Source organism: Brenneria izadpanahii (genome assembly GCF_017569925.1).
In the GTDB taxonomy this organism is placed as follows: domain Bacteria; phylum Pseudomonadota; class Gammaproteobacteria; order Enterobacterales; family Enterobacteriaceae; genus Brenneria; species Brenneria izadpanahii.
The window spans coordinates 3,217,272-3,240,711 of record NZ_CP050854.1; the positions used below are offsets into that span (position 1 = coordinate 3,217,272).

Consider the following 23,440-nt stretch of genomic DNA (forward strand, 5'->3'; position numbering starts at 1 on the left):
ATGGCCGTTTTGTTTTATTTAGAGAACTAATTCCAGTCTTTGTCTCGCCTGGCTGGTCAGACGTTTAATACCCAGTGACCTTGCCATTTCTGAGATTTTATTTTCCCCATCAATACTTGAAGCCAATGCTCGCAACTCTTCACTTGGAATAGCATCAACCTGACGAACATCATGATCCGTAGCAGGCAAACGGAATGAATTCCAACCTGCTCTTTGAACTTCCGACAACCAGATAAAATCCTCGCCAGAATGATCCGTAGCTACATGATAGTTTTGATCCACAATCTCCATAACACGCTCGCGAATCAGCCTACCTGTACGGTTAAATCCATGAGCACGTGCTATACGCTGCACCAGTGTGGTATCCAGGAGAGGGGACTCTGCATTAACCACTTCTGCAATGAGAGCCTTTAGCGTCTCATCGTACTCTACGACATAGAACTTCTCTGGATTAGTTTTGCCGAGCCACTCCTTCAATTCATTCACGACATATTTGCCTGCGTTTGCAGGTTGGGCTGCCTCAGATACCGCTGAATAGGCATACTTCAGTTCCGGCAATGAATCCACTGCCTTATCTTCCGTTGCTACTGAGTGGACAACTGGTTCGATGCTCTCAACTGGCGCTGATATTTCCTCATCATTAGCCACCAGCGTAGAGGCTTGTCCCTCGCTCACTTCTATAGTGCTGTTTTCTGCAGTGGCTATAAGTGCCTGCTCTTCTGTTTCAGCAATTGCGGCTTCGGCTGCTCTGGATTCCTCCAACAGGCCATTAATCGCTATATCCAGCCTTTCTAACGCACCTTCCTTATCAATCCACCATTCTGTTGACCATAAGCGAAGAAGTTTCCAGCCCAACCCCTGCAGAATCGCGCTGCGGACTTTATCACGGTCACGTGCAGTGGCTGCGCTATGGTAGGTAGCCCCGTCGCATTCAATCCCCACAAGATAGTCTCCGGGTTTATCCGGATGGACGATCCCCAAATCAATGCGGAAACGTGACACTCCAATCTGCGGAACAACTTGCCAACCTCTCCTTCTTAGCCCATTTGCTACAGCCTCCTCGAATGGTGAGTCATAACCTCCTACCGAACCACGAACCGCCTGCGCCAAAGCCATCGGGCCGCGCTGGGCAAATTCGATAAAGTGTTTAAGGTCGGCAACCGCTCGCGCACTTGTGCGATTAAGATCGATAAAGGAGGGATCAAAAGAGCTGAATACCATCATTTCCTGACGCGCGCGGGTGACGGCAACATTGAGACGACGCCATCCACCATCACGATTCAGTGGTCCGAAGTTCATCGACATGGTATTAGCGCCTGGCTCTGTCGGACCATATCCAATGCCAAGCATAATCAAATCTCGCTCATCCCCCTGAACGGTTTCAAGATTTTTAACCACAACAGGTTCTTCCAACTCAAACTGGAAGAATGGCTCAATTTCGGGATGCTGCTGTCGGGCACGATCCAGCAGATCATTAATCAGTTTTTGCTGTTCCGTATTCAGCGTAATAATGCCGATCGATTTGCCGGACGCTATAAAGGTTTTATCCGTCAGGCGTTTTACGGTTTCATCAACCATCGCCTCTGCTTCTGCCTGGTTATGGCGTCCCTTACCTTTGGAGTAGAGCCCCGCAACTTTTCGCCACTGAACAGCACTTTGCTTTGTCTCAGATGCAGGGAAGGTGATCAGATTGCTGTCGTAATACCGATGATTAGAGAACGTAATCAAGCTTTCGTGGCGGCTTCGGTAATGCCAGCTCAGGCTATGATTATACAGGCCAGCGGCCAGGCACTCATCAAGAATGCTTTCCATATCCTCTTCGGTATCATCATCAGTGTCATTTGCCGCACGATTGAAGAAGCTGGTTGGCGGCATCTGTCGCGGATCGCCTGCAATAACAACCTGTTTACCGCGAGCCATTGCACCAATAGCATCCCAGGGGGATATCTGTGATGCTTCATCAAAAATTACCAGATCAAACAGAGCCTGCTCCGAAGGCAGGAATTGTGCAACTGAAAGCGGACTCATCAGCATGCAGGGCGCAAGCTTAGACATAGCATCACCCATTTCAGCGGCCATCTGGCGGATCGGCTTATGACGCCGGGACTTCTGCAACTCATGTTTGAGCAATACAAAGCCGCCTTGCTTGCTGACCTCATTTTTCGCAGGTATCACACCGCACAATCGTGCACGAATATAGCGAACCGTGAGTCTGGCTAGGCGGTCAGTCTGAGTGCGGTAAGCCTCAATATCACTCATATGTTCAGCTGGCACAAAATTATGCAGCAAAGGCTCTGAGTCAATAATCCATGAGGCAAACCATCGGCAATACGCTGTTTCAAACAAATCTGCTGCGCTGACATCACTTGAGTCACGTTGGATAAGAACATTGATCAATGGCAATAAGCCCTGGCCAATGGCTTCTTCACGAACCCGGCTCCAGTCACTCCAGGCTTTCAGAGCAGATTGATGGTGAATGATACCCAATGCACAATCTCGTAAGACTGGTATCGACAGGTTGCTTTCCGGATCTTTGATCAAAGTGCAGAATCTTGCTTTGGCTCCATTGAAACTAGATACAGAGGCACGCAGACTCTGGGTTAGAACAGCAACAATGCTTTGCGATCCGAGCAGGTCATTGGCATCAATAACTAACGTTTTAACCGCAGAGCGGATCTCTGCAAGCTGCTGAGGGGATGAGGCAAAACCAACCAGAGCACAGCGAATGGCGTCAGCTAAATCCAGAGTGTTCTGTAAGACAGAATGATCGGTGTCAAGCCCATTCCATCCCGGCAGAGTCACCGTCGAAGGAGTGAGCTCCGATAACCTCTGGTGCAGTGTTTGAAGCTTCTCAATAACTGGAAGATCGGCAGAAAGGTCGGGAGTTGCGCTAAGTAAATATTGTCGAACCACCTCGCCAACGACTTTCTTACGGGCACTGGTTGCGAAGAACCAGAGTTTTTTGTCCGCCTTTTCAAGTGAGCTATTGATCTGCTGAACATTGACGTTCTGCCAACTGTTTCCGGGATAGGCAACAGACAATCGTGCTCTAGTAGATTCGATTTCGCTGAGAAGGTTGATTGCCGTTTCCGCAGCTTCAATTCGGGCTGCTGCATCCGGGGCAAACATAAAACTCAGATCGATACCGACCACTTTAGACAATAATTCACAAAGTGAGATCAGTTGAACCAGCTTATCAGGCTCGTTTGAATCCAGGGGGATTCCCGTCGCTTTAAGTAATTCCCCGGCGGCTTTTTCCAGATTCTCAATTTTCCCCGGGATTGCCTGTGCTTCAGCAATCAGCGACGATTGCCAGCCATTCGTCCAGTCAGTCTGGTTAATGATCCCAAAATGGGTGCCATGTTGTTTAAAAGCATCACGATTGAGTTCAAGACGTTTGGCAATTTCCCTGAACTCTGTCATTTGTACGGAGGTATGCAGAGTGCCTGCAGCCCATGTGAACTGAGGCGTTGCCGTACCGGCATCTCTGATGACGCGTCCCATCGCCTGATGGAGCGTCAGACCATTTGGCCAACGCAGATGTAGTAAACGGACAACCTCATTTAACCTGTCACGCAGCCGTTGCACCTTGCCTGCTTCCTCTTCCCACTCACTGGTGGTGAGCATATCTCGGGCATCCCATGCCCGTTCCAGTTGCTTGAGGAAATCCATTTTTGACGTTTTACTGGAATGCAACTCCAGACAAAACTCGCCCAGTCCCTGAGATTCAAGTCTGCGATAGACCACATCAAGTGCCGCTTTCTTCTCGGCAACAAACAATACACGTCTTCCCAGCGCTAGATTATGTGCAATCATGTTGGCAATTGTCTGAGATTTACCGGTGCCCGGCGGCCCATCCAAGACAAAATCACGGCCTTTGGCGGAAGTCACTACAGCGGCAATTTGCGAGGAGTCTGCGGGTAATGGCAGGAAAAGATCCTGAATGTTTACAGCATCATCAAGTTTATCAACCTCAACTATTTCTCCGCTCTTCTCAAGAACAGCATCTTTCTGACCACGTTCAATGAGGTATTTCACCAGAGGACTTTGCATCAGTTGTGGCGCCCTGTCGATGAGATCTTTCCACATCAGATACTTGGCAAAAGAAAAGGTACCAATCACGACGTCACGTATGACCTCAAAACCAGACATATCCCGTACAGCGCGGCGCACTATATTCCAGATACCATCCACATCAATGCCACTTTCATCTGTGGGCAACTCACCATCAAGACCATTGATCGTCAGTGCAAAATCATTGCGCAACAACTCAAGTAAGGTGAGGTTGAAGCGGGGTTCCTCTTCCAGCAAACGCATGGTCACGCCAGAAAGCGCACTTTTACGGTCAAGCTGAATTGGCAAAAGAATAAGAGGTGCTGAATAACTCTTTGGATCTTCAGCTGATTTTTTCCACTTCAGGAAACCAACCGCAAGAAAGAGGGTGTTTGCTCCCCCTTCTTCTAGATCGCTCTTTGACTTACGATACAAATCAATAAGCGCTGATTCCAGACGATCTTTTTCAAGCGGTGACACAACTTCACCACGATCCAGAGCCTGTTGGGCATATTCCTCCCGGAGATTTTCATTTGTCTGCTGACGATATAATTCAGCATCACGTCCGCCCAATTCGAGATCAGGCAATGAGACAATACGGATTCGTTTGCCTTCTGCCAGCTTGTCTTCCAGGTAGCCGGGATTAGAACATATCAGCCGGATACCTTTGGCACTCTCAGGTAAGTGCAGTAGCCGGTTGCGGGTCGTCAAATCAAGCAGTTTGCGCTGCCAATGTACCAGACGACTAGTTGCTTCGCTCTCACCTTCAATCTCAATATCAAGTTCAAAAGAAGGGAGTACAGGAGCATCTTCAAAACCATGCCGAACATCCGGTGATGAATCTGACTGGCTTTCTAAGCGGGTAATTCCCAGTGCCAGGGGGCGAATCTTTTGCATCCGCGCGCGGCGAGCATCAATGGCTGCATGAAACTCTTCCTCCGTAAGATGCTTTAACGCTTCCTCAAAAGCCTGAGTGAATGAAGGTGGATGAGCTTTAGTGACCAGCGTCGTTTCAAACACCACCATTTCTTTCAAATCGACGCGCTTACGAACCGAAGACACGTCTTCAGTTACTAATTGTGAAAACTCCTGCGGTTGAAGCCAGAAACCAGCGAAAGCATGTCCTTCGCTAAGGAATACCAAAGCGTTGAGTCCAATTTGTTCCAGAGCGGAGGCAAATAATAACGTTGTATCCAGGCAGGTGGCGACTTTACCTTCTAGAATGGCGCCCGGTGTACGAATTTTCTGACCGTTCCGCTCAAAGCTGGCGGGAGGCAGTGCATAGCTGATGCTCAAGTTACAAACCGCAGTCCATAGCGCAGAAGCAATCTCCCATACGCGTGTTCTGGACTGGCTTTCGTAACCATCCAACGCATCGTTTTTCCCGGCACTGCGCAGAACGTCTGATGTAGCTTTGAGGAGACGATCTACAGCAGGATCATTTGGCATAATGAAAGAGGGCAACAGTTCAAACATTGCATTGCCACCCCACTCATTTTTCGCTAGCGCCTCTAGGGGATAATTAAGGGTGAGAAGTTCTTCGTCACCCTGCCGCAAACTTAACGTGACTTCACAAACCACACTTTCAGTAAGTTCAGCCAACCATTCCGCATTGATATTTACATCGCGCTCACGAATATCGAGAGATGAACCAGGAAGCAGGCGGTCAATATTCCATTGCTTCGCTTCCAGCACTGCCGGTGTTGTCTGCAGATGCAACGTTAGATCTTGAAAGATTTGATCTGATTCGTTATGCAAGACAAGCTCACGTAATAGCGGAACCGCATTCTGGTGGGAAGTGAATCCCAGTTTGCGCGCGATACTCACCTGCGCGTTGATACTCATAAAAACGCATCTCCTTAGAGGAAAATCCTTCTAATATTTAAATAATTTTGACTACCGGGCTTCTAGAACAGTCATAAGGGGTAGTGCGATGAGTTGCTACAACGAGAAGTCAAAAATTGCAAAGCCAAGTTGCACAGTCTGATCGCTGGACATTAGTGCAAAGGGCAACAAATGAGCAGCAACAACATGCAAAATCCACCACCTAGAGAAACACCTTAAGAATAGTCTTAGTTTTTGATACCTTAAATGATAAAGCGCGACTAATCTATAGATGCAATTAATTTTAGGACTGCGAAATAAAACCCCAATATATTATTCGTATATGATTGATAAAAATATCTTTCCATAAAAGACCATCACATCAGGATGGTATTGAAACAATAAAAAATATTAATAATTTAGTTTTTTCCAAACAATATTTGGGAATGCGATTAGATAACGCGTAAAACTAATGCATACAGGGATCTATGGAATACGACTAACGCAGCACCCCATACGGAAAAGCATTATCGATGCTTTCAATCCAACTATAGGGCGGGATCGTCTACCGGAGCAGGTTCAGTCCGATAACACTTTAATATTGGTTCAGCTTGCTGGGGAGATAGGTTTCGGTGCTAGCCATTAGCAGCGGCAATCATTAAAGCGCTAGAAGCCGGCCAGCCGCCGGCCCCGTAGCGCGTCTGTAACGCCCTGCCCCATTCGCCGGCAAGCTCACATCCAGCGCCCTTGCCGAGCCGTCGTGAATGCGCAGCGGCGCGAGAGAGCCGGCCAAAGGCGCCGTAACCGGCTAATGCGAAATGTATCGCCCTCCCCCCTGCGTTTATCCGGCGACACGGTCAGCGGAAGATTTAAAGTGCCTGATTATGCTGCGGATGATCGGATACAGCAGAGTGAACGCCGCCAGCCCCAGCAGAACGGCGGTGATGGGATGGGTGTAGAGAAAATCCATGCTGCCGTTGGATATCGACATCGCCCGGCGGAAGTTGCTTTCCGCCATCGGCCCCAGAATGAGCGCCAGTACGACCGGCGACGGCGGGAATTCGAATCTGGCCATCACGTAGCCCGCGACGCCGGCCGCCAGCATAATACCAATATCGAAGATGCTATTGTTGATGGCGTAAGTGCCGATGATGGATAGCGCCATGATCAGCGGCGTGAGGACAGGTTTCGGAATTTGCAGCATCTTCACAATCAGCTTCAGCGAACCCAGCCCCATGATCAGCATGACGACGTAGCAGAACAGCATGCCGGCGAAAATGGTGAACACCATATCGCCATGTTCTTTGAACAGCATCGGTCCCGGCTGTAGCCCCTGTAGCGTCATGGCGCCCAGCATGATGGCGGTGACCGCGTCGCCGGGGATCCCCAACGTCATCATCGGCAACATTGCGCCGCCGGTACAGCCGTTCGCGCCGGACTCGCAGGCGGCGACGGCGGTGATTTCGCCTTTGCCGAAGTTTTCCGGGGTTTTGCTGAAACGCTTGGCCTCGTTATAGGCGACGAAAGCCCCGATCTCCGCGCCGACGCCGGGTATGGTGCCGATGAAAACGCCGATGCCCGACGAACGCAGGATGGTGCCCAGACAGCGCTTGATGGTGGCTTTGGTGGGGATCACGCTGCCAATCGCCACGGCGCTCTTCTTGACTAAATCGGTTTCCGCCATGCCTTTAAACGCCTCGGACGCGGCGAACAGGCCGATCATCACTGGAATAAAGGGCACGTTCATCAACTCCGGCATACCGGCGGTGAAACGTGGAAACCCGGTCATGGGATCAAGCCCGACGGTTGCGATGAGCAAGCCGATGAAACCGGCGATAATCCCTTTGATCATGGATTTGCCGGCGATGCTGGAAATAATGCTCAGGCCGAAAATCGCCAGCGCGAAATTTTCCGCGGCGCTGAACTTCAAGGCGACCTGCGCGAGCAGCGGCGCGAGGAAAACCAGCACCAGAACGCTGATGATGCCGCCGACGGTGGAAGAGATGATGGCGATGCCCAGCGCGCTGCCGCCCTCACCCCGTTTGGTCAGTTCATAACCGTCGATCGCCGTGGCGGCGGCGGCGGGCGTCCCTGGAATTCTCAGCAAAATGGCGATGATGGAACCGCCGTACACGCCGCCGAAAAATACCCCGCTAATCATCAGCAGGCCGGTTACCGGATCCATGCCAAAGGTAAACGGCAGCAGAATGGCCACCCCCATAGTGGCGGTGAGGCCGGGCAGCGCCCCACCATAATGCCGAGAAACACGCCGAAAACGGACAGCAACAGCGCCGTAGGGTGATTGAATAATGCGATGAAGCCATCTGCAAGCATGGATAGTTCTTGCATATCGTTACCTCTTTACGCCGCCTTGCCGTTTATTCGAACAGCAGACCGACGGGGACGGCCACATTAAGGCCAAGATAGAAAATCGCGTAGGTCAATCCCGTAATAAAAATAGCGATGACGGGATTCCATATCCTGTGTTTGAACGCCATGAGCCACATCAGGAAGATCAGATAAGGGATCATGGAAACGATATAGCCGACATAATACATGCCGAAGAAACAGGCAAAGGACGCCAGGATGCCCAGGATGGTTTTCCCGTGCCGAATATCCACACCGTCGGGCGGAGGCGGGGTTGAAATCGTGATGCCGGCGCGTTTATTGCGCCTGATAACGGACAGGTTATTAAAAATCAGTAATAACGCGAGCAGTATCAGCACCACGGAATAAAATACCGGAAAGCGCGCAGGCCCGATATCGGTCGCCAAACGCGAAGCCGGAAATTTCAGGGTGGCGACGATGGCGGCCAGCGATACCAGGATCAGAACCATGCCGATGACGATTTCAATTTTACGCGCGTTATCCGGTACTGAGGTATCCGGCGCTTTCGGTTGATGAGCCATATTCATATTCTCTGATGCAAAAGGTTTCTGCGGCAGTCTGAGAGCGGGATAGCGCATCGCCGCCCTCTCTGGGAAACCGGGTGAAAAATCCTAGCGCCGGGGTTGCCCCCGGCACGCCGTTCCTTCACGAATTACTGCGCCAGACCGACTTTGGTCATCAACTCTTTGAAATAACGGTTGTCACGGTCGATCAACTGCTGAAACTCCTCCGCGTTGCGATAATCGAAGTTCAGATTAATGCGGCCCAGCGATTCGGCGAACCTGGGGTTTTCCGCCACCTTGCGCGCGGTTTCCGCCAGCACCGCCTGAACGTCCTGCGGGGTTTTCTTCGGAACGAGAATGCCCCGCCAGGTGCCGATGGACAGATCGACGCCGTTTTCTTTCAGCGTGGGTACGTCTTTGAAGGCGGGTAAGCGTTCATCGGCCATGATGCCGAGAATTTTCACGCTTCCTGCCGCCACGTGCGTGGACACTTCCGCGGCGCTGACGCTCACCGCTTCGATATGCCCGCCCAGAAGCGCGGTAATGGCCGGCGCGGCGCCGTCATAAGGGATGTTGTTGAACTTCGCGCCGGTTTTATCGCTGAGCGCTTCCGCGGCCAGATGCCAGATGGCGCCGGAACCGGAATTGCCGATGCGTATTTTGCCCGGATTGGCCTTGGCGTATTCCATAAATTCCGCGAAGGTATTCCATGGCGCGTCGCTTTTCACCGTGATGGCGCCCGGATCGGCGTTCAACAACGCGATGGCGGCGAAGTCGTCGGCATTGAAATTGACCAGTCCCATGTGCGGCAACATGGTGATCTCGGCGGTGCCGAGGCCGATTTTGTAGCCGTCCGGACGGGCCGCGACCAGTTCGGAGAAGCCCACCGCCCCGCCGCCGCCGGGCTTGTTGACGATGCCGATAGCCCTGGGCAAATATTCTTTCGCTACATCGGCGAACGAACGGGCGACCAGATCGGTGCCGCCGCCGGCGCTGTAGGGAACGACCATTTCTATCTGCCGGACCGGATAATCGGCAGCCGACGCAGGCGCGGCGGACAGAAGCGAGCAGGCGGCCAGGAATCCGGCCAATGCGTGGGGCAAACGATTATGAGTTTTCATATTGCACTCCAGGTACAGAGGTATAGTTATTTATTTAGTTATGCGACGAATTTCGCCAGGCCCGCACAAAAGCGGCGGCGCGCTCTCCGACGCTCTCAGGCGGCATGCCGGGTTTATAGAGCATGCCTCCAATGCCAAAACCGCTGGCGCCGGCCGCCAGCCAGCCGGATAGGGATTCGGGAGTGATCCCGCCGACTGGCAGCAGGGGATCTCGGCGGGTATCACCGCCCGCCATGCCTTCAGCGTCAGCGGAGAAGCCGCCTCGGCGGGAAAAATCTTGATGCCGTGCGCGCCGTGGGACAACGCGCTAAAGGCTTCGCTTGGCGTGGCCGCGCCGGGCAGACTAATCAAACCCTGTTTTCGGGTTTCCTGAATAATGGCCGGATCGGTATGCGGCGATATGATGATTTCCCCCTGGTGCTGCTTTACCGAGCGGACATCGCTATCCGACATAACCGTTCCGGCGCCCACCCGGCAATCCTGCGGCAGGCTCTGCCGCAGACGGGCAATGCTGAGCAGCGGATCGGGCGAGTTTAACGGTATTTCAATGATGCGCACCCCCGCCAGATACAGCCGGCGCCCGACATCCTCAACCTCATCGGGAGTGATCCCCGAAGGATGGCAATCAGTCCCGTTTGCCTTAATGTTGTTAAAAAATCCATTGTTAAATCCCCTGGTATTGGCGAAAAAACGGCGTTAGTCGAGCAGGCCCGCCAAGCTGGCGATAAACCACAGCCCCCTCTCCGTCGCGCCGTCGGAAATATGAACCGGATAAGGACACTCCAGGCAGGTCAGCGCCCGGATATAACGCTGGCACAGCGTTTCTGAACCGATGAAAGTGAGCGGTATATCCTGGCCCGGTTCTGGCGTCAGCCTGGACAGTACCGCCAATAATTCACTGCCCAGCACCAGGCCGGAAAGATAGTCGGCCTGCTGTCGCGCGTTGATATGCTTGCACAGCAGGCGGCTGCGCACCGAAAACAGCGTGCCGAGCAAACCGGCGGATTGTCTGTATCGCTGCGCGACCGCCACTCCCTGGTCGAACGCGTCCCAGTCCGGCTGTTCAGAAGGCTGTATCGTGGCGGCCAGAATGGTGTGGTGCGTCAGCGCATCGTAAAGATCGCCGGTCATAAAAGTCTGGATGTGCGTGATCCGGTTTTGCGTCACTTCGACCCACTTGGAGTGGGTTCCCGGCAGCGCGATCAGCGCTTTTCCCTGCCGCGCCATCGCCGAACGCAATTGTTCGTCATGCTGCAACGCGCCGGCTATCTGCGTCTCTTCGCCGCGCATCACCTCAGGCAGATCGCCGTCTTGCCATACGCCGGGTACGATGGAAAAAGCGCGATCCGGGCCGGTTTCGATACGGATCAACTGCCGGGCCAGCTGCCGGATATCGCAGGGCGCTTCAATATAGGGAGCCTGACGCCAGCCCTGGGCGCTGCCGATCATGCCGCAGGCCAGCACCGGACACGCCGGCGTTTCCCGCAGCCAGTCGCCGCACGCCTGGGTATAAGCCTGAAGAAAAGCCTCTTCCCGGTTGGCGACCGGCGACGGCAGCTTCGCCACCCCGTACGGCAGCGTCCTTTTTTCCAGAACGACGCCGTTTTTCCCCAGGCGGCAGGCGCGTAGCATAGAAGTTCCCCAATCCAGCGCGATTAGTGTTGTCATCGTATCCACCTTGTTATTTTTTCCCTGCCTGCGCCCGACTGCGCATGTTGAACAACGCCCTGCTCCACCCCATTTCGCTGGAAATGGCGTCGGCATGGCCTTTAACGATATTAATGAGTTCGCTCATGCGGCTGTCTGGCATATAAGGCGCGATACTGGCGACGGAAATGGCGGCGACAATTCGATTGGAAGCGTCCCGCACCGGCGCGGCGACGCAGCGGATGGTGAATTCATTTTCTTCCAAATCGAACGAATACCCCCCCTGGGCGTATTTAGTCATCACCTGGATAAACCGCGCTGCGTCGCACGACGGCTGATTAACCTGAAAAATGGCTTTCCATTCCTCCGGGCCATCGTCGAGGAGGAGCGACTTGCCAAGGCCTGTGGATGACAGCGGCATGCGCTGTCCGACGCGAGAGCGCATTTCCAGCCCGCGCATGCCGGGGATCTTATCGATGTACAGCAAGTCGTTGCCTTCCCTGATGGCGAGATGCACCGTATCCTGGGTCAGTTGCGCCAACGCCTCCAGGGTAGGTCTGGCGGCGATCCTCAGCGGATAGGCGTTGAGGGAACGGGTGCCGAGCTCGATTAATTTCGGGCCGAGATAATATCCGTCCTTATCCACCAGCCTTAATAGGTTCTCCTCGACCAGCGCGTTGACCAGGCGGTGTGTGGTGCTGCGCGAAGTGCCGACATAAGCGCCGATGGATTTCAAATCACGATGACCAGCGGCCACGGCATCAATAACCGATAACCCTCTTAGCAGCGTCTGAACACCACTGGGTCCCGCAGCGCTATCCGATTTCATCGTCCTTCCCCTGTAACCAAATATGAATTGTGGTCATTTTTAGCACAGGTATGCGGTGTCCTTTTGTGATGCGCCCCGCAGAACTCTACAATGTGGTCATTCGTCCCATATATAGGGATTTTTTCCATTTAATAGAAGGGATGCATCTCTCAAGGCCCGTCTGAAAAAACTGCCGTTGAAAGAACTGAAAGATGGCAATCTCCATCGCCAAAAGATGTGCGCTTTCGCAAGGGGAAAAAGTTCGGCTGGAACCACATGCCGTACCGCAACGGATGGCGTACACGGCATTGCAGGACGATTCAAAGCAGGAGGTTCGATTGAGTGGCGGGAAACTCGTTGCGGGCCATTGTTTGGGCGTGAATGTGCCAGCCCGCAGGGATTATGGGTTCGTTATAGGGGCGTTTGGGAACAAACGGTTTCCGCACCCGCAGTGAAGTGATTCCTCGTTATCGATCTCCCGGATAACGCCTTTCAGAAATTAGCCCCACCGCAGCGATAAATTGAACGCCCCATGATTAATGCAAATATCACCGATTCTTGAAATTCGGCCGGCGCTTTTCCCGGAAAGCGGCCATGCCCTCCTTTTGATCTTCGGTAGCGAACAGGGCGTGAAACATGCGTCTTTCGAAGCGCGAACCTTCGGCCAAAGAGCTTTCGTAGGCGCGATTAACCGACTCTTTAGCGGCAAGCACCGCAGGACGGCTCTTCGCGGCGATGCATTCGGCGACCTTGAGGGCTTCGTCAAGCAACTCTTTGGCCGGCACAACGCGGCTCACTAAGCCGCAACGTTCCGCCTCGGCCGCGTCCATAACCCGGCCGGTAAGCACCATCTCCATGGCTTTGGGTTTGCCAATAAAACGGGTCAGGCGTTGCGTTCCACCGGCCCCTGGAATGATGCCCAACGTGATTTCCGGCTGCCCGAATTTGGCGGTATCGGCGGCCAGGATGACATCACACATCATTGCCATCTCACAGCCGCCGCCGAGCGCATATCCGGCTACGGCGGCGATTACCGGCTTTCTGACTTTGGAGACGACTTCCCAGCCTTCGGTGAAGTGGTCTTTATCATAGCATTTTGTAATAAAATCAGTTACATAACATTCAGTGAAGGTTTTATCCATCATCTCTTTGATATCGGCGCCGGCGGCGAAAGCCTTCTCGTCGCCGGTAATAACAATGGCGCCGATTTCATCATCGGATTCAAAGCGATCAAGCGCCGTTACTAATTCCGCAATCAGGGGGCTCGACAGAGCATTCAGCGCCTTTGGCCGATTTAAACGGATTAGGGCGACATGGCCTTTGATTTCAACAAGTAGATTTTCGTAGTCCATAACATGATTCTCCATTGTTAATAGGTGATATCTAGCGCGTCGGTTCCGGCTTCTCGCCGGAATAGTCGTAAAAACCACGCCCCGCTTTACGTCCGAGCCAACCTGCCTCGACATATTTTACCAACAGCGGGCATGGGCGGTATTTGCAGTCGGCGAATTCGTGATGCAGCACTTGCATAATCGCCAAACAGGTATCGAGGCCGATGAAATCAGCCAGTTCGAACGGCCCCATCGGCTGGTTGGCTCCCAGTTTCATGGCATTGTCGATATCGCCGACCGATGCAACGCCCTCATAGAGGGTGTAAATCGCCTCATTAATCATCGGCAGCAAGATGCGATTGACGGCAAATCCGGGAAAATCCTCGACGCTGACGGCCGTCTTGCCCAATCGTCCGACTAAATCGAGGATGGCGGAGTAGGTTTCTGAGGTGGTGGCGATACCGCGAATGATCTCCACCAGGGCCATCACCGGAACGGGATTCATAAAGTGCATGCCGATAAATTGCGAGGGGCGATCGGTTGCCGACGCCAGACGGGTGATCGACAGCGATGAGGTATTTGAGGCGATGAGCGCGTCGGGCCGCAGCGCCAAGCAAAGTTTGGCGAAGATCGCTTTCTTGATGCTTTCATTTTCCGAAGCCGCCTCGATCACCAGATCGGTATCCGAGAAAATGTTGTAGTCGGTGCTGGTAGAGATCTCGGCCAGCGCCGCTGTTTTGGCTTCGGACGACAATTTACCGCGGCTAACCTGTTTTTCAAGGTTTTGCTCAATAGAAGCCACGCCCTTTTTGACAAGATCTTCTCTGATATCCAACAGCCGCACCTGAAAGCCGCTGACGGCAGCGACCTGGGCAATGCCGATGCCCATCTGCCCCGCGCCGATAACGCCAATGGATCCAATATGAGCCGAGTTTAATGCAACAGAGGAATTGCTTACGTGTGTCATGACTATTACTCTCCTATCGTTCACCGCCAGCAACGGCTGGCTTTCCATATTTTTCGCGTCATTTTGTTGTTGGCCGTCAATCTGTGGTTGGCCATCAACGACAATGAAAATTGACGCCCTATGACGCGCGTGACGATATGGCGCATGCTCAAGCACGACTGTCGTTTACCCAATGCGTCGTACTTGTTCAGCCGCGGCCGCACTCCGAGTCCATCGGGCGGCCGTGGCGTATGCGTATAGGTTCAATCAAAGCGCCTCGACGCAGATAGCGATTCCCATGCCCCCGCCGATACACAGCGTAGCCAGTCCCTTGCGCGCTCTGCGCCGGCGCATTTCATGAACCAGGGTGACAAGGATGCGCGCTCCCGAAGCGCCGATGGGATGACCCAGTGCGATAGCGCCGCCATTGACATTGACTTTATCCGTGTCCCATCCCATTTCCTGATTAACGGCCAGCGCCTGGGCGGCGAAGGCCTCGTTGGCTTCTATCAGGTCAAGATCCGCTACCGACCAGCGGGCCTTGCTCAAGGCTAATCGGCTGGCGGGAATCGGCCCGGTTCCCATAATGGAGGGATCGGTGCCGGCGGTTCCCCACGACACGATGCGGGCCAAAGGCGTAATGCCCCGTCTGGCGGCATTCTCCTCCGTCATCAATACCAGAGCGGCGGCGCCGTCATTGATGCCTGACGCATTGCCCGCCGTCACCGTTCCGTCCTTGACGAAAGCGGGCTTGAGTTTCGCCAATGTTTCCACGGTGGTGCCGAACCTGGGGAACTCATCGCGATCCACCACCACATCGCCTTTGCGGCCGGGAACCGTCACCGGGACGATCTCGTCCGCAAATTTACCCTCCCTGATGGCAATTTCCGCCTTTTGCTGCGAAGCGGCGGCAAAAGTATCTTGTTGTTCGCGGGTCAACCGCCACTGTTTGGCAATGTTTTCAGCGGTAACGCCCATGGGATAATCATGGAACGCATCGGTCAGACCATCCTTGAGCATGGTATCAACCACCTGCGTCGATCCCATTTTGACGCCGGCGCGTAAAAAGGAAGCGTGGGCTGACTGACTCATGCTCTCCTGACCGCCGACCACCATGATGTCGGCGTCGCCCATCCCGATGGCCTGATAACCGAGCACCACCGAGCGCAGCCCTGAACCGCACACTTGATTAATGCCGAAAGCGGTTTTTTCTTGCGGAATACCGGCGGCAATGGCTGTCTGACGGGCATCATTTTGGCCCAGTCCCGCGGTTAACACTTGACCGAGAATGACCTCGGTAACTTCTTCCGGCTGCGTCCCGGCGCGCAATAGCGCCTCACGAACCACGAGAGTCCCCAGCGCATGGGCGGGAAGCGAACTCAAGCTCCCCAGAAACGCGCCTATAGGGGTTCGAACGGCGCTGGCGATGACGATATTGGTCATGTTATTGCCTCCATTTTTTACCGTTGAGCCATGCATCGAGGGACAGAATAGGAACCTGGTCGGGGCAATCCGGTAGCCCTCAGCGTCCGCCGAAGCATTTCCTTGTCGTCGTATTCGTTAACCGGCCTTCCCCGTCGTGAGCAGGCCGGCCGCAAAGATTCATACTCCCCCGCCTCAACCGATCAGCTGCTGCGGAAGGTGACGCCAAAAGATACGCGGGGATAATTCCAACTGGTGACGCCGCCGTCGCTGCACATGATGCGGCAAGTGCCGCATTCCAGGCATCCGGCATATTCGAAATTAACCTCACCGTCTTTCAACCGATAGCAACGGGCGGGACAAACGACCAGACAAACCCGTCCCTTGCACGTTGCGCAAATCACCTTGTCGACGAGAATATGAGGGTTGCCTTCGTCGACCCCGAATCTATCGAGGGCGAGAAGGTCTTCCGGGCTTAATCGTTTGATCGTCATAGGTGCCTGTATATTTTCCAGCAGTCGACCGCCAACCGGCCGAACGAGACATTGCGTTTAATTGATTCCATTATTCCCTTGAACATCGGCTTGGGCGTTTTGCCGTCGACGCTGAACATGAAGCGCATGGCGTCGTTGGCAAGATTGGGATACTCGCGGAAAATTCGCGGGATTTCGAAAATGCCGTGAAAGTTTTGGTAAGCCTTCTGATTGGCGATCAACAGCAACTCCTCCAACTGCTGCTGATAAAGCCGCTCCACATCGGCCGGCTGTTTGGCCGCGATGATGGCCCGCGCGGCCGCCAGACCGCTGACGATCGCCAAATCCATGCCGCGAATGGTCACCCCGGTATTAATGCCGAATTGAGCCGCATCGCCCACCACCACCAACCCCTCGCGGGCCAGCCGCTTGGGAATGCCGTGGAAGCCGATTTCGGGAACCAGATGCGCGCCGTATTCGATGCTGGTGCCGCCGTCGATCAGGGACAGGATCGCCGGATGCATTTTAAAATCCTGGAGAATATCCTGGATATGGCGTTGCTGCCGGCCCGCCTGTTCGGGATTAAAAACGATGCCCAGGGAAATGCTGCCTTTATTGGTGTAAAGAAAGCCGCCGCCCGAAATACCGTCCGTGCAGCCGATCGCCACGCGCGCGGCGCCTTCGCCATCCTTGACGCCGAAACGGGCGCTGATCAGGTTGTCGGGCAGTTCGATGGTCTCTTTGACGCCGACCCCAACGGCGTGCGGCTTGACGTCGGGGAACAGCCCGGCCTTCTGGCCGAGCAGCGAATTGACGCCGTCGGCGGCCACCACTACATCGGCCCGCATCTCGTCTTCACCGGTTCGAATCCCGACGATCCGCCCGCCCTCCTCAACCAAGTCGTCCACCAGAACGCCGGCGGCCAGCATGGCGCCCTGGGCTTCCGCCTCGCCGGCGAACCATTCATCCAGATCGGCGCGAACCACCGAATAGGACTGCGGGACTTCGGCGCCGAAACTCGGATCGAAATAGTCGACGGTGGTGGCGCTCCGGTCGTTCAGCAACATGACCTGTTCGCGAATGATCTTGCGTTGCAGGGGCGCGCGTTCGTACAAACCGGGTTCCACCAGCTCCAACGCATAGGTATAAAGACGTCCGCCGGATACATTCTTGGCGCCGGGAGCGTCGCCGCGTTCAAGCAGGAGGACGCTGCGTCCCTCCTTCGCCAGGGTATAGGCGCAAGCCGACCCCGCCGGGCCGGCTCCCACCACGATCGCATCGAACTTATCTTCTGACATCGTCGCCTCAGTTATCGATTGCCGTGGTCAGCAACGGCAGCACGGTATAAAGGTCGCCGACGATTCCGTAATCGGCGGCCTCGAAAATCGGCGCCCGTTCGTCATTGTTGATGGCCACAATGACCTTCGATTCGCGCGCGCCGACCATGTGCTGCACCTGGCCGGACAAGCCGACGGCAAGATAAAGGTCGGGCTTCACGGTCTGACCGCTGATGCCGATGTAGCGTTCGATAGGCAGCCAATGCTCATCCTCGGCAATCCCCCGCGTACAGGAGACTTCGCCTTTCAGCTTGGCGGCCAGGCGCTCGGCGAGCTGCAGATCGTCTTTCGCGGCGAATCCCCGGCCGACCGACACCAGCTTGTTGGCGGCTGAAATATCGACGCCCGAACTTTCGGTCGGCGTCGTCGCGGCGATCGTCACCCGCCCGTCGTCGGCGACGGGGGCCGGTTCGACGCTGCCGGCCTCCGCCGCGGCGCCCGGTACCGGGAAACTGCGCGGCGGAATGGTGGCGACGGCGGGGAACGTCAGTTCCTCCTCGACGACCGCCAATCCGGCATACAGAATGCGCGACGTCACCAGTTTGCCATCTTCGATGGCCAGGGATTTGGCGTCGGTGGACAGCCCGGCATCAAGTTTGGCGGCGACATGAGCGGCGAGATGCTTGCCGCGCAGCGTTCCGCCCACCAGCAACACCGTGGCGTCATCCTTGACGAGTTCATAAACCGCGTCGCCAAGCCCTTCAACCCACCCCGAAGCGGATTGTAAAACCAAGACTCGGTCGGCCCCCAGCTTCGCCAATTCGTCGGCATTGGCGGCATCAAGAACCAGCGCCGTGATCGGTTGCCCTAGTGAACGCTTCAGTTCCAGCGCCGGCGTCAACAGTTGCTTAGCCAGCGGGGGGACTTCAGAAAAGAGGAAAATTCCAGTCATATTCGTTATCGCTCTTCTATATAAGACCTTCGGAGACCAGACTGGTCACCAACTTGCCAACGGCATCCGCCGGGTCGGCGTCTTTGAAAACCACATTCTTGCGGGTCATTACGAAGCCCTTGACCGAACGGCGAACCGCCTTCGGTTGCAGATCCGCCGGCGACAGGCCGAGAGAGTCCAGCGCTATCTCTTCGTTTGGTTTCTTGGCCGCGCCCAAAACCTGTTTCAGACCGGGAATACGCGGTTTATTGATATCGGACAGCACGCTGATCACCACCGGCCCGTTGACCGTCACCTGTTCGGTGCAATCGGTCAATTTACGCGTTACGCTGACCGTCTCGCCGTCCACATCCAGCTTGTGAATAAGGGTCAGACAAGGCAGGCCGAGAAGCGCCGCCAGACGAGGCGCCGTTTGCTGATTAAACTGATCCGAGCTGCCTTCGCCGGTCAGGATAATGTCGTAAGGGCCGATCTTGCGGATGGCGGCCGCCAAAACCTTGGCGGTCACCGTCGCGTCGGCCGTTTCGGCGGAGGCGTCGGCTATCCAATAGGCCTTATCGGCGCCGCGGGAAAGGACATCTTTCAGGGATGACTTAAGCGACTCGGCGCCGTAGGTCAGAACGTCGACGCTACCGCCTTGCGCTTCGACGATCTGCGCCGCCTCTTCAATCGCATTGCGATCGAAGTCGCTTATTTTGCCTTTGGCGCGGCTGGCATCCAGGCTTAGGTCATCCGGCCTGATCTTGATGTCCTGCTCATTGAGAGTCCACTTGTACAAAACCAAAAACTTGGGCATTTTTTATCGCTCCGTTGACGTGTTTTCTGACCGGGTTAATATCGATTAAGCGATGGAGTCCGCGATGATCTTGTCGGGGAAATCGGCAGGAGCATCGAGCAGAGTGGTTCCCGCAATGTCGCGGAACATACGCGGCAGCGGCATAAATTCGCTATAACCGAAACCACCTTCAACCTGACAGCTATCGATCAGCATTTGCGAACCGAAACGGGCAAGAAACGCTTTGACCATCGCCGCATCGGTTTCGAACGGTTCGCCGTCTTCAATCAATTGGGCGGTCCGTTGCACCCCCAGCCAGGCGAGATGGCAGTTGGAGGCGGTTTCGGCCAACAACGTTTGGATCGCCTGTAGCGCAGCGATGGGACGTCCGAACTGAACACGCTGTTTGGCATATTCAGCGGCATGTTTAACCGCCGCTTTGCCGATGCCGACGGTCTGCGCCGCTTCAAACACCGAAGCCTTGGTCAGAAGCGATTGCGCGATGGCGGAGCCGCCATGTTCGCCGCCCAACAGCGCCGCTGCGGGCAGCGTGACGTTGTCGAAGGTGATATGAGCCACCGGACATCCGTTAAGGCCCATGGTTTCCAGGCGGGGCCCACCTTCAAACCGGGAGTCCGGCCATCCACCAGGAAGACGCTGAACGCCTTCTTGTCCGCCGCCGGCTCAAGGGTTGCGAAAACCACATACAGATCGGCAACGCCGGCGTTGCGCACAAAAGTCTTGACGCCATTCAGCACATAGTTGCCGCCCTGACGCGAAGCGAGCAGAGCATCGGCGCCGATCCCCGGCGCCGGGCCGTTTTCATAGATAGCCGGAGTAGCCAGACGCTCCCCCTTGGCCAACGGCGGCAGGTAATCACCCTTCTGCGTCTCGCTCCCCCATTCGGCGATGGCAAGCGCGCCCAGGGTATGGTTGTTCAGGATTGTCGCCACCGCCGCGCAGGACTCGGAAATCCCTTCGATCACCTCGATATAAGCGACAGCGCCGGCGTTGGCGCCGCCCGCCGTTTCCGGCAGCAACAGCCCCAGGAAGTCATATCCCGCCAACCGATCGATGATCTCCTTGGGATACTCTCCGCCGTGGTCCAACTCGGCGGCGATAGGATCCAAATACTCCTTGGCGAACTCGCGGGCGCTTTGCCCGATAAGACGTTGCTCTTCGTTCAATTCGAAATTCATCATGCACCTACCTTCTGAGCTGGGGCTGGGGCCGCCGCCGGAGCGGGGGCGAGAACCGCACGGGAAATCACCAAACGCTGGATCTGATTGGTGCCCTCATAGATCTGCATGATTTTCGAATCGCGCATATATTTCCCCAACGCCGACGTGTAGCCGTAGGAGCCGGCCAGACTCACCGCCTGTGCGGTAACACGCATCGCCACGTCCGAACAGAAGGTCTTGGAAATCGCCGACTCTTTGGAAAACGGCTGTCCGCTATCGCGCAATTGCATCGTGTGATGCAGCGTTTCGCGCGCGGCTTCCACCTGGATGGCCATATCGGCCAGTTTGAACTGTAGCGTCTGCCCCGGCTGCATTTTGTCCGGGAAGCGTTGGCGCAGATAGTTGACGCATTCGTCGAGGGCGCGCTGGGCCAGACCGACGCTCAGGGCGGCAATGGCCGGACGGGCCAGATCGAGGGTCTTCATGGCGATCTTCATGCCTTCGCCTTCTTTACCCAGCAGATTGGCGGCGGGAACGCGTACGTCTTTCAGCAGCAGTTCCGAGGTATTCGAACTGCGGATGCCGAGTTTGTGGTCGATGGTGCCGATGGTGAAGCCCGGACGATCGCGCTCAACGATAAATGCGCTCAATCCTTTCACGCCCTTGGCCGGATCGGTCAGAGCGAAGATCACGTAAACCGTGGCGATGGCGCCGTTGGTGATCCAGCACTTCGAACCGTTGATCACATATTCGTCGCCGGACCTGATCGCCGTAGTCTTGCCGGAACCGGCGTCCGAACCGGCGCCGGGTTCGGTCAAACCGAAAGCGCCGAGCTCGGCCGAAAGCATCGGCGTGAAGTAACGCCGTTTCTGCTCATCGGTGCCGGCCACCAGCACCGAATCCATGCTAAGAATACTGGCCGCCAGCGTGGTCCCCATGCCGGCGCAGCCGTATCCCCACTCCTCAAGCACCAACGCCTGGGTCACTGAGTCATAATCCAGGCCGCCGTACTCTTTCGGTACTGCCATGGCAAAGACCTTGCTCTCCCGCGCAGCATCGAGTAGATAAGGGGGAAACTCGCCGCTCCGATCGAACTCCGCCGCCCTTGGTGTAATATATTCCGCAACGAAACGCCTTGTTGCCTGCTTTATTTTCTCTTGTTCTGGATTTAGGATCGCCACGTCTTTTACCCTTTCGCTATTATTCAAATTGATTAGGCCAAATCATCCCGCGCCGTAAATACTGCGGCCTATCGGCCGTCCGATACGCCCGTTAGGCCAAAACGGAATCCCTGACGCCTGCGACAACCGTTTGGCGCAAGGCATCCCGGAAATCGGGATGGGCGATGGCGATTAGCGCCTCGGCCCGCTGGCGCAAAGTTTTGCCGCGCAGATCGGCGATACCGTACTCCGTCACCACATAATGGACGTCGGTACGCGAGGTGGTCACCGCCGCGCCCCGATCCAGTTCCAGGCAAATGCGCGAGACGGTTCCCTTGGCCGCCGTGGACGGCATGGCGATGATGGCTTTGCCGCCTTTGGAGCGGCTCGCCCCGCGGATGAAATCCACCTGGCCGCCGATGCCGGAAAACTGCCGGCGTCCAATCATCTCGGCGTTCACCTGCCCCATGAGATCCACCTGCAGCGCGGAGTTGATCGAAATCAGATTGTCATGCTGACCGACCACGAAGGGATCGTTAACATAGTTCACCGGCCTCATTTCCACCGCCGGGTTATTGTCGACGAAGTCGTAAAGCTTGCGGCTGCCCATCAGGAAGGTCGCGATGAACTTGCCGGGGTTGATGGTCTTTTTCTTGTTGGTGATGACGCCCATTTCGGCTAAATGCACGACGCCGTCCGAGAACATTTCGGAATGGATGCCGAGATCTTTTTTATCGTTCAAAAACAGCAGCACCGCGTCGGGAATGGCGCCGATACCCAGTTGCAGCGTCGCGCCGTCGGGAATAAGGCTGGCGACATGACTTCCGATCTTGCGCTCCACCTCGCCGATTTTCGGCGGCTGCAGCTCAATAATCGGCTCGTCTTTCTCAACGATGTAGGTGCACTGATCGAGCGAAATCTTCGCCCCGCCGGTGCGGGGATAAAGCGAGTTCATCTGGGCAATGACGATCCGGGCGCTCTCTGCCGCCGCCTGGGTGTAGTCCACCGAAACGCCATAGCTGCAAAAGCCATCCTCGTCCGGCGGTGAAATCTGGATCAGCGCCACATCCACCGGCATTATCCCTTCCTTGAACAAGCGCGGAACTTCGGAGAAGAAGCTGGGGGTGAAATCGCCGCGTCCGTCTTCGATCGCCTGCCGCGTGGTCGCGCCGAGGAAAAAACCGTTGTGGCGAAAACTTTTCTCCATACCGGGCTGGGCATATTTCGCCGGCCCCATGGCCACCATATGGACGATCTCCACGTCCCTCAGTTCATCAGCCCGCGCCACCAGCGCCGCGATCAACGTCTGCGGCTCGCCGGTGCTATGGCCCACGACGATGCGGTTGCCCGAATTGACTGCGGCCAAAGCCTGTTCTGCGCTGACGATCTTGTCACGATACCTGTCTTTCCAACTGGTCATTATTCGTTCCTCACATATGGATCGAGTCCATATCGGTCTCCGCTCCGTGAACCCTTTTCGAGCCGGCGAACGGGTGGCTAAGTCATCTTTCACCGCTGCGACAGCCCTCCTTCCGCAGCTTTAAAAACGGAGAAAACCCATAAACGGCTAGTCGGGACG

General features: G+C 55.3%; 19 protein-coding genes. 1 reads left to right on the plus strand and 18 read right to left on the minus strand.

The window, feature by feature from the left end; all coding sequences use genetic code 11:
• Positions 1–18: 18 nt before the first annotated feature.
• From HC231_RS14455 to HC231_RS14495, 9 genes are all read right to left on the minus strand, one after another.
• Positions 19–5,898 carry a DUF3320 domain-containing protein gene (locus HC231_RS14455; protein ID WP_208227315.1) on the minus strand — a complete coding sequence of 1,960 codons (5,880 nt, stop codon included), beginning with the start codon at positions 5,896–5,898 and terminating at the stop codon, positions 19–21.
• Between the two features lie 820 nt (positions 5,899–6,718).
• Positions 6,719–8,098 carry a tripartite tricarboxylate transporter permease gene (locus HC231_RS14460; RefSeq protein ID WP_246494509.1) on the minus strand — a complete coding sequence of 460 codons (1,380 nt, stop codon included), beginning with the start codon at positions 8,096–8,098 and terminating at the stop codon, positions 6,719–6,721.
• Positions 8,099–8,255: 157 nt separating this feature from the next.
• Positions 8,256–8,786, minus strand: a complete 531-nt coding sequence (locus HC231_RS14465; protein WP_208227316.1) for a tripartite tricarboxylate transporter TctB family protein — start codon at positions 8,784–8,786, stop codon at positions 8,256–8,258.
• A 131-nt stretch (positions 8,787–8,917) separates the two neighbouring features.
• Complete coding sequence (locus tag HC231_RS14470; RefSeq protein WP_208227317.1) at positions 8,918–9,889, minus strand: tripartite tricarboxylate transporter substrate binding protein; 972 nt, start codon at positions 9,887–9,889, stop codon at positions 8,918–8,920.
• Between the two features lie 30 nt (positions 9,890–9,919).
• Positions 9,920–10,447: a beta/alpha barrel domain-containing protein gene (locus tag HC231_RS14475; RefSeq protein ID WP_246494511.1), complete on the minus strand. Its 528-nt coding sequence runs from the start codon at positions 10,445–10,447 to the stop codon at positions 9,920–9,922.
• Between the two features lie 138 nt (positions 10,448–10,585).
• Positions 10,586–11,557: a 2-dehydro-3-deoxygalactonokinase gene (locus tag HC231_RS14480; protein WP_208227318.1), complete on the minus strand. Its 972-nt coding sequence runs from the start codon at positions 11,555–11,557 to the stop codon at positions 10,586–10,588.
• 13 nt (positions 11,558–11,570) lie between these two features.
• Positions 11,571–12,365: an IclR family transcriptional regulator gene (locus HC231_RS14485; protein ID WP_208227319.1), complete on the minus strand. Its 795-nt coding sequence runs from the start codon at positions 12,363–12,365 to the stop codon at positions 11,571–11,573.
• Positions 12,366–12,892: 527 nt separating this feature from the next.
• On the minus strand, positions 12,893–13,696 hold the full coding sequence (locus HC231_RS14490; RefSeq protein WP_208227320.1) for an enoyl-CoA hydratase: 804 nt from the start codon (positions 13,694–13,696) through the stop codon (positions 12,893–12,895).
• 31 nt (positions 13,697–13,727) lie between these two features.
• Positions 13,728–14,642: a 3-hydroxybutyryl-CoA dehydrogenase gene (locus HC231_RS14495; protein ID WP_208227321.1), complete on the minus strand. Its 915-nt coding sequence runs from the start codon at positions 14,640–14,642 to the stop codon at positions 13,728–13,730.
• Here HC231_RS14495 and HC231_RS24145 point away from each other — a divergent pair.
• Positions 14,634–14,756 carry a hypothetical protein gene (locus HC231_RS24145; RefSeq protein WP_281397326.1) on the plus strand — a complete coding sequence of 41 codons (123 nt, stop codon included), beginning with the start codon at positions 14,634–14,636 and terminating at the stop codon, positions 14,754–14,756. The genes HC231_RS14495 and HC231_RS24145 overlap by 9 nt on opposite strands.
• Before the next feature lie 132 nt (positions 14,757–14,888).
• Here the strand turns inward: HC231_RS24145 and HC231_RS14500 are convergent, their stop codons facing one another.
• The 9 genes from HC231_RS14500 to HC231_RS14540 form a co-directional block, all read right to left on the minus strand.
• On the minus strand, positions 14,889–16,064 hold the full coding sequence (locus HC231_RS14500) for an acetyl-CoA C-acetyltransferase (RefSeq protein WP_208227322.1): 1,176 nt from the start codon (positions 16,062–16,064) through the stop codon (positions 14,889–14,891).
• Between the two features lie 182 nt (positions 16,065–16,246).
• Positions 16,247–16,537, minus strand: a complete 291-nt coding sequence (locus tag HC231_RS14505; RefSeq protein WP_208227323.1) for a ferredoxin family protein — start codon at positions 16,535–16,537, stop codon at positions 16,247–16,249.
• Positions 16,534–17,814 carry an FAD-dependent oxidoreductase gene (locus tag HC231_RS14510; RefSeq protein ID WP_208227324.1) on the minus strand — a complete coding sequence of 427 codons (1,281 nt, stop codon included), beginning with the start codon at positions 17,812–17,814 and terminating at the stop codon, positions 16,534–16,536. Before HC231_RS14510 ends, HC231_RS14505 begins: the two co-directional genes overlap by 4 nt.
• A gap of 7 nt (positions 17,815–17,821) precedes the next feature.
• Positions 17,822–18,745 (minus strand): electron transfer flavoprotein subunit alpha/FixB family protein, encoded by a 924-nt coding sequence (locus HC231_RS14515; RefSeq protein WP_208227325.1) that lies wholly within the window; start codon positions 18,743–18,745, stop codon positions 17,822–17,824.
• A gap of 16 nt (positions 18,746–18,761) precedes the next feature.
• Positions 18,762–19,541, minus strand: a complete 780-nt coding sequence (locus tag HC231_RS14520; protein ID WP_208227326.1) for an electron transfer flavoprotein subunit beta/FixA family protein — start codon at positions 19,539–19,541, stop codon at positions 18,762–18,764.
• Positions 19,542–19,586: 45 nt separating this feature from the next.
• A complete protein-coding gene (locus tag HC231_RS14525) occupies positions 19,587–20,099 on the minus strand; it encodes an acyl-CoA dehydrogenase family protein (RefSeq protein WP_208227327.1) in 513 nt (170 codons plus the stop codon).
• Positions 20,006–20,722: an acyl-CoA dehydrogenase family protein gene (locus HC231_RS14530; protein WP_208227328.1), complete on the minus strand. Its 717-nt coding sequence runs from the start codon at positions 20,720–20,722 to the stop codon at positions 20,006–20,008. The genes HC231_RS14525 and HC231_RS14530 overlap by 94 nt, the downstream gene beginning before the upstream one ends.
• Positions 20,719–21,882, minus strand: coding sequence for an acyl-CoA dehydrogenase family protein (locus tag HC231_RS14535; protein ID WP_208227329.1), 1,164 nt, complete (start codon positions 21,880–21,882; stop codon positions 20,719–20,721). Before HC231_RS14535 ends, HC231_RS14530 begins: the two co-directional genes overlap by 4 nt.
• A gap of 91 nt (positions 21,883–21,973) precedes the next feature.
• Positions 21,974–23,281, minus strand: a complete 1,308-nt coding sequence (locus HC231_RS14540; RefSeq protein WP_208227330.1) for an acetyl-CoA hydrolase/transferase family protein — start codon at positions 23,279–23,281, stop codon at positions 21,974–21,976.
• Positions 23,282–23,440: the final 159 nt, after the last annotated feature.